Below are 11,311 nucleotides of genomic sequence, written 5' to 3' on the forward strand. Positions count from 1 at the left end.
GCTTCAAACATCTGTTCGGGAGTGGCGACTTGGTGTTCCGCAAATTGATCGTGACTGCGCTGGCCACGACCCTGCTCAGCAGTGGCTCGGCGCTGGCCTTGGAGTCGGCCAAGGCGCCCGCGGTCGCCGTCGCCGCGCCCGAAAGCGCCGGCTTCTCGGCCGAGGGTCTGAAGAAGCTGGACGCCCACATGCAGGGTCTGGTCGATGGCGGTCACCTGCCGGGCGTCACCACCATGCTGGTCCGCCACGGCAAGGTCGTGAACTACCAGGTGCACGGCAAGAAGGGCTTCGACGGCCCGCCGATGACCAAGGACACCATCTTCCGCATCTATTCCCAGACCAAGCCGGTCACGGGCGTGGCGATGATGATCCTGTTCGAAGAGGGCAAGTGGAAGCTCGACGATCCGGTCAGCAAGTTCATCCCCGAGTTCGCCAATCTGCGGGTGTTCAAGGGCGTCAATGCCGACGGTTCGTTCGACACCGTGCCGGCCGACCGTCCGCCGACCATGCGTGAAGTGATGAGCCACTCGGGCGGCTTCGCCTACGGCCTGGTCCCCGACAACCCCATCGACAAGGCCTATGTCTCGACCGGCGTGCTGGGCGCCAAGTCCAGCCAGGAGTTCGCCCAGAAGGTCGCCGCCCTGCCGCTGGTCGCCCAGCCGGGCACGCGCTGGAAGTACAGCGTCTCGGTCGATATCCAGGGCATGATCGTCGAGAAGCTGACCGGCCAATCGCTGGGCGACTTCATGCAGAAGCGCATCTTCGCGCCGCTGAAGATGACCGACACGGGTTTCTGGCTGCCGGCCGCGAAGACCGATCGCCTAGCCTCGCTCTACCTGTGGAGCCCCAAGGAAAACAAGCTGGTCCCGGCCGAGGGCTTCATGGTGCTGGACATCACCAAGCCGCCGGTCGTGGCTTCGGGCGGCGGCGGCCTGGTCTCGACCAACGCCGACTATGCGCGCTTCGCCCAGATGCTGCTGAACGGCGGCGAACTGGACGGCAAGCGGATCCTCAAGCCCGAAACCGTCAAGCTGATGCGGACCAACGCGCTCAGCGACACGATCATGAACTCCGACGCTTCCGAGTTCAGCACAGCCAAGGGGCGCGGCTTCGGCCTCGACTTCGCCGTGGTGCTGGACAGCGCCAAGGCCGGTCCGCAAGGCGAGGGGACCTACAGCTGGGGCGGCGCGGCCGGCACCTGGTTCTGGATCGACCCGACCAACGACCTGTTCTTCCTGGGGATGATCCACATTCTCAACAAGGGCGGCGACCCGGCCATCAAGGACATCGACGAGGACAGCGCCAAGCTGGTCTACGGAGCGCTGGTCGATCCAGCCAAATAACCGTTTCCCCGGCGAAAGCCGGGGCCCAGATGCATCCTGAGCGATCTGGGCGCTCGCGCCGTTCTCCCCGGCTTCAACGAGGAGACCTCCGAGCTCGATCTGGGCCCCGGCTTTCGCCGGGGAGATCGGGTTTGGGGAGCACATAGGGAGTAACGCCATGAAGGCCGCCGTCTATTACGAGACCGGGGCGCCCGACGTCCTTCGCTACGAGGATGTCGCCGACCCGGTCTGCCACGCGCAGGGCGTGGTCATCCGCGTCGAGGCCGTCAGCATCGAGGGCGGCGATACGCTCAACCGCGGCGGCGGCCAGATGGCGGGCAGTCCCCACATTGTCGGCTATCAAGCGGCCGGCGAGATCGTCGAGGTCGGGGCCGAGGTCTCCCACCTGAAGGTCGGCCAGAAGGTCGTCACCGTGAACGCCTTCGGCTCGCACGCCGAACTGCGCGCGGTCCCGGCCCGCAACGCCTGGCCGATCCCGGACGGCTTTGACATCCAGAAGGCTTCGGCCATCCCGGTGCCGTTCGGCACCGCCCACGAGTGCCTGTTCGGCGCGGGCCGCCTGAAGGCCGGCGAGACGGTGCTGGTGCAGGCCGGGGCAGGGGCCGTGGGCCTTGCCGCCATCCAGTTGGCCAAGCAGGCCGGCGCGACGGTGATCGCCTCGGCCTCCAGCGACGAGCGGCTGGAACGCCTGAAGGTCTTCGGCCTGGACCACGGGATCAACTACGGCCGTGACGACCTGGTCGAGAAGGTGATGAGCCTGACCGGCGGCAAGGGCGTGGATCTGGTCGTCGATCCGGTCGGCGGCGCGACGCTGCAAAGCAGCCTCGGGGCCTTGGGCTATCGTGGTCGCATCTCGCTGGTCGGCAACGCCGGGCGCGAGCCGATGAAGGTCGACGTCTCGTCGCTGATGGGCGGCAACCGCTCTCTGACAGGGGTCTTCCTGGGCGCGGAGATCATGACCGACCGCATCCACGACCTGATCCAGGACCTGATCGACCGCGCCGCCAAGGGCGAGCTGGAGGTGGTCATCGACAAGACCTTCCCGCTGTCCGACGCGGCGGCCGCTCACGCCTATATCGAGAGCCGCCAGGCCGTCGGCCGGGTGCTGCTCATCCCATGAACCGGGTCCTGAAGCACACGGGCGCTAAATACCCGATCGTCCAGGCCCCGATGGGCTGGATCGCTCGTTATCCTCTGGCCAGCGCCGTGTCCCGCGCTGGCGGCCTGGGGATCATCGAGACCTCTTCGGGCGAGACGGAGAACTGCAAGGCCGAGATCACCAAGATGGCGGCCAGCGGCCTGCCATTCGGGGTGAACCTGCCGATCATGTTCCTGCGCGACGACGCCATGCTGCGTTTCGTGTGCGAGAGCGGGGTCAAGTTCGTCACCACCTCGGCCGGCAGTCCCGCCAAGTTCGTCGGCCCGCTGAAGGCCGCCGGCATCGTCGTCTATCACGCCGTGCCGACGGTCGACGCGGCGGTCAAATGCGTCGAAGCCGGGATCGACGGCCTGGTGGTCGAGGGCGCAGAAGGCGGCGGCTTCAAGAACCCGGAGGAGGTCTCGACCCTCGTCCTGTTGCAGGCCATCCGGGCAAGAACGGACGTGCCGCTGATCGCCGCTGGCGGCATCTGCGACGGGCGCGGCATGGCGGCGGCCTTCGCGCTGGGAGCCGAGGCCGTGCAGATGGGCACCCGCTTCGTCAGCTCGGCCGAGAGCCCGGTCCACGCCAACTACAAGGCGGCGATCACCGGGGCCAAGGAGACCGGCACCTGGGTGCTGAACAAGAAGGCCAGCCCCTGCATTCGGGCCATCAAGTCGGATCTCACCAAGGAGATCTACGACGCCGGCGTTATGCCGCCCGACGTGCTGAAGAATATCCTCGACGTCTATTTCGGCGGCGACATGGAGGCCGCGCCCGCGCTGGCCGGCCAGACCGTCGGCCTGATCGACGAGGTCAAGACGGTCCAGGCGATCATCGACGAGACCGTCGCCCAATTCCACGACATCACCGGACGCCTCGGCGCCCTGGCCGCGACGCGCGGCTTCTAGGAGACTTTCCCATGCAAGACCTCTTTTCGCTCAAGGGCCGCGTTGCGGTCGTGACCGGCGGCTCGCGCGGCATCGGCGCGATGATCGCCAAGGGCTTCCTCGTCTACGGCGCCGAGCGCGTCTACATCACCGCCCGCAAGGCCGCCGCCTGCGACGCCGCCGCCGAGGAGCTCAGCCAGTACGGCGAGTGCGTCTCTCTGCCGGGCGACATCTCGACCCAGGAAGGCATCCAGGGCCTGGCCGACCGGATCAAGGAGCGCGAGAGCAAGCTCGATATCCTCGTGAACAACGCCGGCGCAGCCTGGGGCGCGGCCTTCGACGAGTTCCCGGAAGCCGGCTGGGACAAGACCGTCGACCTCAACATGAAGACGCCGTTCTTCCTGACCCAGGCCCTGATCGGCCACCTGCGCGCGGCGGCCAAGGATCGTGTCGCCAAGGTCATCAACATCGCCTCGATCGACGGCCAGTCGGTGACCAAGGATGAGACCTATCCCTATGGCGCGTCCAAGGCGGGCCTGCTGCACATGACCAAGCGCATGGCCCTGCGCCTGGCGCCCGAGAACATCGCCGTCAGCTGCATCGCTCCGGGCGCCTTCGCCTCGGACATGAACAAGGTCGCCCGCGACCACGCCGACGCGGTCTCCAAGTCGATCCCCGCTGGTCGGATCGGCGACGACGAAGACATGGCCGGCGCCGCCATTTACCTGGCCTCGCGAGCCGGGGATTACGTGATGGGCTCGGCGGTCACCGTGGACGGTGGCGTCAGCTTCGCGCGGTAGACACAGCTACCGATCTCCCCGGCGAAAGCCGGGGTCCAGATACCAAAGCGCCCGCGGTCCAGAAAGGATCGCGGGCGTTCTTGCGTGCGGCTGGCAGTCATACGATCTGGGTCCCGGCTTTCATCGGGGAAATCTGACTAGGAAAGCTCCACGATCCCCGCCGGTTCGGCGTCGCTCATCGGGAGGTCGAGATCCCTGGTCGCGACCTTGCCGCTGGGCGGGCGGGCGCCGCGTTCGCGGGCCGACATCAGCGACCAGCCGCCGGGCTTGAGGATTTCCAGCGGCGAGAAGCGCGCCTTGTAGGCCATCTTCTCGCTGCCCGGGACCCAGTAGCCCAGATAGACATAGGGTAGGGCACCGTCCTGGGCCTGAACGATGTGGTCCAGGATGATGAAGGAGCCCAGGCTGCGGCGTTCCTGGTCGGGATTGTAGAAGCTGTAGACCAGCGACAGGCCATCGGCGAGCACGTCGACCAGCACGCAGGCGATCAGGTCGCCGGGGCCACGGTCCTGCGACTTGGTGCGGTACTCGATCAGGTGGGTGCGGACCGCGGTGTCCTCGACCATGGCCACGTAATCGGGCCAGGTCATTTCGGCCATCCCGCCGGTGGCGTGGCGAGCCAGCAGATAGCGGCGCAGCAGCTCGAACTGCTCCAGCGTGGCCTCGGCCTCGACCAGGTGACGCTCAAGATCGGTGTTGCGGTTCAGGACCTTGCGCTCTGAGCGCGACAGCACGTACTCGGCCGCCGGCGCACGGGCCGACTGGCAGGCGCGGCAGGTCTCGCAGGCCGGGCGATAGGCGATGTTCTGGGAGCGACGGAAGCCGACCTGGGTCAGGCCGTCATTGACGCTGGGGCCGTCGGACAGCGGCAGGTGGGCGAACACCTTTCGCTCTTCCCGCCCAGGCAGGTATGGGCAAGGCGTGGGCGCGGTCAGAAAGAACCGAAGCTGTCGCGTCGGAAAATGCTGCGTCACGGAACCCCTAACCCCTCTCGTCGATCTTGTTCAGCCCTGAACGGGATTAGGGGGCATAGCGTTCAGTTGCGCAAGCGTCGCAGACGCGTTGCGCGGCGAACGGTCACAGGCTTTCGCCTACAGACCGTCCGGCAGAACCGGCTTTTCACGCAGCAGCACGATCGAGATCCGGCGGTTGCCGGCCAGGGTCGGGTCGTCGGCGTACAGCGGCTCGGAATTGGCCTTGCCCGACACCTGATAGATGCGGTCGTCATTGACGCCGGCGGCGCTGAGGATCTGGCGCGAGCTGTCGGCGCGAGCGGCCGACAGCGACCAGTCGGCGTCCTGCTTGCGGCCATAGGCGTTGGCGCTGGTGTGGCCCGAGATGGTCACGCGGTTGGGCAGCTGATTGATGATCTTGGCCACGGCGCGCAGCAGGATGCGGGCGCGGTCGTTCGGCGTCTTCGAGTTCTCCTGGAACATCGAGCGGCCTTCCTGGTCGACCAGCTGGATGCGCAGGCCTTCCGGGGTCTGGTCGATCATGATCTGCTTTGACAGCTCGGCCAGTTCAGGCATGTCCTGCAGTGACTGGCGCAGCGACTGGGCGGCCGAGGCGAAGGCGTCCTGTTCCTTCTTGGCCAGGGCGTCGCGCAGGGCTTCCTCGCTGGCGGCGTCCAGATTGGCCGTATCGCTGGACTGGCCGTCCTTGCTGACGCTGTCGGGCGCCTCGGGGGCCATCTGCTGGATCACCGACATCTTGCCGTCGGCCTTGGCGCCGTCGTCGCCCAGCGAAGTGCCGCCCAGGATGCCGCCCGAACCGCTGGTGGTGGACGAGATCGAGGCTGGCGCGAAATAGTCGGCGATGCCCTGCTTCTGCTCGGGACTGGTCGTATTCAGCAGCCACATCAGCAGGAAGAAGGCCATCATGGCCGTCACGAAGTCGGCATAGGCGACCTTCCAGGCGCCGCCATGGTGCCCATGGCCGCCGCCCTTCTTGATCTTCTTGATGATGATCGGCTGTTCGGTATTGACCGCCATCGTGCTTAAGCCTGGTTAACCTTGAAGCCGGAACCTGCCTGAAGGTCGTTAAGATGGGGTTGCCGCCGAGGGCTTGGCGCGCGTAATCCCGGCGTCTGATCTGAAGGAGCAGCGGCATGAAGACGGCGTTTATCGGCCTGGGCGTGATGGGCTTTCCGATGGCGGGCCACCTGAAGGCTGCCGGCCACGAGGTCGCCGTCTACAACCGCACCGCTGAAAAGGCCCGCAAATGGGCTGAAAAGCACGGCGGCCAGGCGTTCGAGACCATAGCCGAAGCCGTGGCGGGCGCGGAGGTCGTGCTGCTGTGCGTCGGCAATGACCACGATGTCCGCGACGTCGTGGCGCAGGCCCTGCCGGCCTTGGCGCCGGGCGCGATCATCGTCGACCACACCACGACCTCGGCCACCGTGGCCCGCGAGATGGCGGCGCTGCTGGCGCAAGGCGGCCGCGCCTTCATCGACGCCCCGGTGTCGGGCGGCCAGGCGGGGGCCGAGAACGGCCAGCTGACCATCATGGTCGGGGCCGAGCAGGCTTCTTACGATCGCGTGCTGCCGGTCATCGAGGTCTATGCCAAGGCCGTCCGTCGCATGGGCGAGCCGGGCGCGGGCCAGCTGACCAAGATGTGCAACCAGATCGCCATCGCCGGCGTCGTTCAGGGCGTGGCCGAGGCGCTGCACTTCGCCAAGCAGGCCGGCCTGCCGACCGACGACGTCCTGGCCGCCATCTCCAAGGGCGCGGCCCAGTCGTGGCAGATGGAAAACCGTTGGGCGACCATGGCCCAGGGCAAGTTCGACTTCGGCTTCGCGGTCGACTGGATGCGCAAGGACCTGGGCATCGCCCTGGACGAGGCCCGGGCGAATGGCGCGAAGCTGCCGGCCACGGCGCTGGTGGACCAGTTCTATGCCGAGGTGCAGGCCATGGGCGGTAACCGCTGGGATACGTCCAGCCTGATGGCGCGGCTAGAGAAGTAGGTCGGCCAGCTCGGCGGCGTCCCAGGCCTGGTCGCGGGGGGCGACCAGGATCGACATCTGTCGTTCGAAGGCGCGAAGCATCTCGACCGTCTGACCAAGGTCCGGGGCGTCGAGGCTTTCGCTGACCACGATCGCCGCCACCGTCAGGCCGCGTGCGCGCAGGACTTCCAGCGCCGTCAGCAGATGGCTGGCCGTGCCCAGGTAACTGCCGGCGACCAGCAGCACCGGCAGGTTCAGCGCCGTCATCAGGTCCAGATTGGTCGCGTCGTCGGTCATCGGCGACATGACCCCGCCGGCCCCTTCGACGAGCGCCAGGTCGGCGTCGCAGGTTTCCAGCCAGGCTTGGCAGTCTCCCACGAGGTCGGCCATGGCCAGGGTCTCGCCCTCCAGCCGGGCGGCCAGGTTCGGGGCCAGCGGCGCGCGGTAGCGGCGAGGTGAGATGTCGGCCCAGGCGTCGGGGCGGCCCAAGGCGGCGGCCAGACGGGCGGGGTCGCTGGCCTCAGGCTCGGCGGGGTCGAAGCCGCTGACCACGGGCTTGAAGGCGTCGGCGCGGAGGCCTCGCGCGCGGACGGCGCGGAGCAGGGCGCAGGCGATGTGGGTCTTGCCCAGGTCAGTGCCGGTCCCGGCGACGAATAGCGCTTTCATCGCAGGGCTCCGATGGCGTCGGCGAGACGGATGATGTCGGCGTCGGCATGGGCGGCGTTGAAGGCCACGCGCAGGCGGGCCGTGCCTTCCGGCACCGTCGGCGGGCGGATGGCCACGACCAGGAAGCCCTGGGCCTCCAGCGCGGTCGATGCGGCCAGGGCGGCTTCGGCTTCGCCCATAATGACCGGAACGATGGGGCTGACGGCGTCCGGGAGGCCCAGTCGCTGGGTGAACAGCCGGGCCTTGGCCAGCGGCTGCTGGGTGAGGGCGGGATCGGCCTCGATCAGGTCCAGCGCTGTCAGGGCCGCGGCGGCCGAGGCGGGCGGCAGACCCGTGGCGTAGACCAGGGTGCGGGCGCGGGTCTTCAGCAGGTCGACGACCGCCTGCGAGCCGCACAGATAGCCGCCGTAGGAGCCCAGGGCCTTGGACAGGGTGCCCATCTGCAGCGGGATATGGGCGTCCGGGAACAGGGCGGCCGAGCCTCGGCCTTCCGCCAGCACCCCGACCCCGTGGGCGTCGTCGCTGAGCAGCCAGGCGTCGTGTTGCTCGCACAGAGCCGATAGCCGATCGAGCGGCGCGACGTCGCCGTCCATCGAGAAGACGCCATCGGTGGCGACGAGGGCGCGGCGGGCCTGCGAGCGTTCGGCCTCGAGCAAACGCTGGAGGTCGGCGACGTCGTTGTGGGCGAACTTGATGATCTTCGCGCCCGACAGCTGCGCGCCGGCCCAGATGCAGGCATGGGCCCAGGCGTCGACGAAGACCGCGTCGCCGGGGCCGACCAGGGTGGGGATGACGCCGGTATTGGCGAGATACCCAGAGCCGAATACGCAGGCGGCCTCGGCGCCCTTCAGGCGAGCCAGACGTTTTTCCAGGTCGGCCAGCAGCGGATGGTCGCCGGTCACCAGGCGCGAGGCTGCCGCGCTGGCGCCGTAGTTCAGCGCCGCCTCGGCCGCCGCCGCGCGCACCAGAGGGTGCTGCGACAGGCCCAGATAGTCGTTGCACGAGAACGAGATCAGCCGCTTGCCGTCGCGCTCCACGACCGCGCCGTCGTGGCGGCGGGTCGTCTTCAAGCGTCGCCGCAGGCTCTTGGCTTCAAGGGCCGCCAGCTTCTCGTCGGCGAAGGCGTCGAGGCTCTGCATGTCGTTTCCCTTTGCGGCAACGGAAGCGCGGGAATAGGCAGAGCGCCCTGAGTCCGCAAACGGAAAGCGTATCCATGTCCGAACCCGCCTGGCTGACCGAGGGCGCTGCCCATGTCTGGCGCCCGTACTGCCAGATGAAGACCGCGCGGCCGCCGCTGCCGGTCGTGGCGACCAAGGGCTCGCGGCTGGTTCTGGCCGACGGGCGCGAGCTGGTCGACGGCTTGGCCTCGTGGTGGACGGCCTGCCACGGCTACAATCATCCGCACATCGCCGACGCGTTGCGCCAGCAGGTCGAGGCCATGCCGCACGTGATGTTCGGCGGTCTGGCGCACGAGCCGGCCTATCGGTTGGCGACCCGTCTGGCCAAGCTGATGCCGGGCGACCTGAACCATGTCTTCTTCGCCGAAAGCGGCTCGGTCTCGGTCGAGATCGCCATGAAGATGGCGCTGCAATTTCAGATCAACCGCGGTGTCAAAGGGCGCACCAAGTTCCTGGCCTTCCGGGGCGGCTATCACGGCGACACCCTGGCGACGATGACCATCTGCGACCCGGAGGAGGGCATGCACAGCCTGTTCGCCGGCGTCATGCCGCAGCAGGTGATCGCCGACCTGCCACGCGATGCGGGCGGCGAGACGGCGCTGGACGTGCTGTTGGCCGAGCGCGGCCACGAGGTGGCGGCCATCCTGGTCGAGCCGCTGGTCCAGGGTGCGGGCGGCATGCTGCTGCATCCGCCGGAGGTCTTGAGGACCCTGCGCCGCCTGGCCGACAAGCACGGCGTGCTCTTGGTGTTCGACGAGATCTTCACCGGCTTTGGCCGCACCGGGACCCTGTTCGCCATGCAGGCGGCAGGGATCGAGTCCGACATCGTCACCCTGTCCAAGGCGCTTACCGGCGGCACCCTGCCGCTGTCGGCGGCGGTGGCGTCGACCAAGGTGTTCGAGGCCTTCTGGTCCGACGATGCGGGCGCGGCCCTGATGCACGGCCCGACCTACATGGCCAATCCGCTGGCCTGCGCGGCGGCCAACGCCTCGCTGGATCTGTTCGAGGACGGTGGCTGGGCCAAGGACGTGGCGAGGGTCTCCGCCGCCTTGGCGGAGGGCCTCGAGCCCTGTCGGGCGGGGAAGGGCGTCGTGGATGTCCGGACCCTGGGCGCGATCGGCGTGGTCGAGTTCGAGGCGCCTGTGGCCGTCGGCGATCTTTGCGCCCGCTTCGCGACGCTGGGCGCCTGGATCCGGCCGATGGGCAAGGTTGTTTATCTGACGCCGGCCTTCACGACGCCGGACGCGGATCTGGCGCTGCTGACGGCGGCCGTGCGCAAGGTGGTCGGCGTCGCCTGAAACCTCAATTGACCTAGGGAGGCTGGTCTGGTCCAAGCGGGCCCATGTCCGCCAAGTCCTCCCCGCTGTCTGGTCTGGAATACCTCGCCATCGTGGGGATCATCCTGACGTGGGGGATCAACAACGCCGCGGCCAAGGTGGCGACGATGTATCTGCCGCCGATGCTGATGGGCGGCCTGCGCTTCCTGGCCGCGCTGGCGTTCCTGTTCCCGTTCATCAAGCCGCCGTTCCCGGAGTTCCGGAAGCTGCTGGTGATCATGCTGCTGACCGGACCGATCCACTTCGGCGTCATCTACCTGGCGTTCAGCATGGCGGGCTCCCTGAGCCCGCTGGTCGTGGCCAGCCAGCTGTGGATTCCGTTCACGGCCCTGTTCGCCTGGCGGATGCTGGGTGAGACCATGCGCGCGCCCGCCGCCCTCGGCCTGGTGATCGCCTTCCTGGGTGTGGCCTGGATGAGCCTGGACCCGCACGCCATCGGCGACCTGCCGGCCATCGCCCTGATCGTCTTCGCAGGCGCCTGCTGGGCCGTGGCCACCGTGCTGGTGCGCAAGACGCCCGGCATCAAGCCGCTGAAGATGCAGGGCATGACGGCGGTGGTCGCCGCGCCGGTGCTGCTGCTGATGTCGCTGATCTTCGAGACCGATCAGGTCGCCAAGGTCCAGGCCGCGCCGCCGATCGCCTGGGCGGCGGTGCTGTTCGCGGGCCTGGTTTCGACCGTCGGGGCCAGCGCGCTGCTGTTCTGGCTGGTCCAGCGCCGCGAGCCGGGGAGGGTGACGCCATATTTCCTGCTGACGCCGCTGGTCTCGTGTTCGATCGGCGTGGCGTTTCTAGGGGACAAGCTGTCGGCCCAGCTGCTGATCGGCGGCGCCGCCACCATGGTCGGGGTGGCGCTGGTGGCCCTGACCGAAAAGCGCGGCAAGCCTGAAGAACAGCTAGCCGAGGCGGCCTAGCTGTCGTTTCCAAGAAGGTTGTTCACACGCTGCCAGGGCGTGAGGCCTTTGATGCCGGAGTGGGGGCGGTTGAGATTATAGCTGGCGGTCCAAGGTTGGATGGCGCG

11 protein-coding genes are annotated in these 11,311 nt (G+C 68.0%); 7 read left to right on the forward strand and 4 right to left on the reverse strand.

The annotated features are described in order from the left end of the window. The first annotated feature begins 29 nt into the window (after window positions 1-29). The 4 genes from E1H18_RS23405 to E1H18_RS23420 all read left to right on the forward strand — a co-directional run bounded on the left by E1H18_RS23405 (window position 30) and on the right by E1H18_RS23420 (window position 4,171). Window positions 30-1,343, forward strand: a complete 1,314-nt coding sequence (locus E1H18_RS23405; protein WP_172273597.1) for a serine hydrolase — start codon at window positions 30-32, stop codon at window positions 1,341-1,343. Window positions 1,344-1,500: 157 nt separating this feature from the next. Continuing rightward, window positions 1,501-2,463 (forward strand): zinc-binding alcohol dehydrogenase family protein, encoded by a 963-nt coding sequence (locus E1H18_RS23410; RefSeq protein ID WP_172273600.1) that lies wholly within the window; start codon window positions 1,501-1,503, stop codon window positions 2,461-2,463. Continuing rightward, a complete protein-coding gene (locus E1H18_RS23415) occupies window positions 2,460-3,392 on the forward strand; it encodes a nitronate monooxygenase family protein (protein WP_172273603.1) in 933 nt (310 codons plus the stop codon). The genes E1H18_RS23410 and E1H18_RS23415 overlap by 4 nt, the downstream gene beginning before the upstream one ends. An 11-nt stretch (window positions 3,393-3,403) precedes the next feature. After that, window positions 3,404-4,171 (forward strand): SDR family oxidoreductase, encoded by a 768-nt coding sequence (locus E1H18_RS23420; protein ID WP_172273606.1) that lies wholly within the window; start codon window positions 3,404-3,406, stop codon window positions 4,169-4,171. Window positions 4,172-4,308: 137 nt separating this feature from the next. Here the strand turns inward: E1H18_RS23420 and E1H18_RS23425 are convergent, their stop codons facing one another. Both E1H18_RS23425 and E1H18_RS23430 read right to left on the reverse strand, forming a co-directional pair. After that, window positions 4,309-5,145: an arginyltransferase gene (locus E1H18_RS23425; RefSeq protein WP_172273609.1), complete on the reverse strand. Its 837-nt coding sequence runs from the start codon at window positions 5,143-5,145 to the stop codon at window positions 4,309-4,311. Window positions 5,146-5,262: 117 nt separating this feature from the next. Beyond that, window positions 5,263-6,162, reverse strand: a complete 900-nt coding sequence (locus E1H18_RS23430; protein WP_172273612.1) for a flagellar motor protein MotB — start codon at window positions 6,160-6,162, stop codon at window positions 5,263-5,265. 116 nt (window positions 6,163-6,278) lie between these two features. On the opposite strand from E1H18_RS23430, the gene E1H18_RS23435 reads away from it, so the two are divergent. Then, the gene (locus tag E1H18_RS23435; protein ID WP_172273615.1) at window positions 6,279-7,133 is read left to right on the forward strand and encodes an NAD(P)-dependent oxidoreductase; all 855 of its coding nucleotides are present in this window, start codon (window positions 6,279-6,281) and stop codon (window positions 7,131-7,133) included. Here the strand turns inward: E1H18_RS23435 and bioD are convergent. Together bioD and bioF are read right to left on the reverse strand one after the other, a co-directional pair. After that, window positions 7,122-7,778 carry a dethiobiotin synthase gene (gene bioD / locus E1H18_RS23440; RefSeq protein WP_172273618.1) on the reverse strand — a complete coding sequence of 219 codons (657 nt, stop codon included), beginning with the start codon at window positions 7,776-7,778 and terminating at the stop codon, window positions 7,122-7,124. The two genes, E1H18_RS23435 and bioD, sit on opposite strands and share 12 nt — an antisense overlap. Beyond that, the gene (gene bioF, locus E1H18_RS23445) at window positions 7,775-8,917 is read right to left on the reverse strand and encodes an 8-amino-7-oxononanoate synthase (protein ID WP_172273621.1); all 1,143 of its coding nucleotides are present in this window, start codon (window positions 8,915-8,917) and stop codon (window positions 7,775-7,777) included. Before bioF ends, bioD begins: the two co-directional genes overlap by 4 nt. Window positions 8,918-8,991: 74 nt before the next feature. Here bioF and E1H18_RS23450 point away from each other — a divergent pair, with 74 nt between their 5' ends. Together E1H18_RS23450 and E1H18_RS23455 are read left to right on the forward strand one after the other, a co-directional pair. Next, window positions 8,992-10,254, forward strand: a complete 1,263-nt coding sequence (locus E1H18_RS23450; protein WP_172273624.1) for an adenosylmethionine--8-amino-7-oxononanoate transaminase — start codon at window positions 8,992-8,994, stop codon at window positions 10,252-10,254. Between the two features lie 44 nt (window positions 10,255-10,298). After that, window positions 10,299-11,204 (forward strand): DMT family transporter, encoded by a 906-nt coding sequence (locus E1H18_RS23455; protein ID WP_172273627.1) that lies wholly within the window; start codon window positions 10,299-10,301, stop codon window positions 11,202-11,204. Window positions 11,205-11,311 lie beyond the last annotated feature (107 nt).

It is taken from the genome of Caulobacter sp. RHG1 (assembly GCF_013181195.1).
Classification (GTDB): domain Bacteria; phylum Pseudomonadota; class Alphaproteobacteria; order Caulobacterales; family Caulobacteraceae; genus Caulobacter.

What these genes read in the sequence shown, in the direction of transcription:
- E1H18_RS23410 (WP_172273600.1), top strand. Translation starts at nt 1,501, where the DNA reads ATGAAGGCCGCCGTCTATTACGAGACCGGGGCGCCCGACGTCCTTCGC.
- E1H18_RS23415 (WP_172273603.1), top strand. Translation starts at nt 2,460, where the DNA reads ATGAACCGGGTCCTGAAGCACACGGGCGCTAAATACCCGATCGTCCAG.
- E1H18_RS23420 (WP_172273606.1), top strand. Translation starts at nt 3,404, where the DNA reads ATGCAAGACCTCTTTTCGCTCAAGGGCCGCGTTGCGGTCGTGACCGGC.
- E1H18_RS23430 (WP_172273612.1), bottom strand. Translation starts at nt 6,162, where the DNA reads ATGGCGGTCAATACCGAACAGCCGATCATCATCAAGAAGATCAAGAAG.
- E1H18_RS23435 (WP_172273615.1), top strand. Translation starts at nt 6,279, where the DNA reads ATGAAGACGGCGTTTATCGGCCTGGGCGTGATGGGCTTTCCGATGGCG.
- bioD (WP_172273618.1), bottom strand. Translation starts at nt 7,778, where the DNA reads ATGAAAGCGCTATTCGTCGCCGGGACCGGCACTGACCTGGGCAAGACC.
- bioF (WP_172273621.1), bottom strand. Translation starts at nt 8,917, where the DNA reads ATGCAGAGCCTCGACGCCTTCGCCGACGAGAAGCTGGCGGCCCTTGAA.
- E1H18_RS23450 (WP_172273624.1), top strand. Translation starts at nt 8,992, where the DNA reads ATGTCCGAACCCGCCTGGCTGACCGAGGGCGCTGCCCATGTCTGGCGC.
- E1H18_RS23455 (WP_172273627.1), top strand. Translation starts at nt 10,299, where the DNA reads ATGTCCGCCAAGTCCTCCCCGCTGTCTGGTCTGGAATACCTCGCCATC.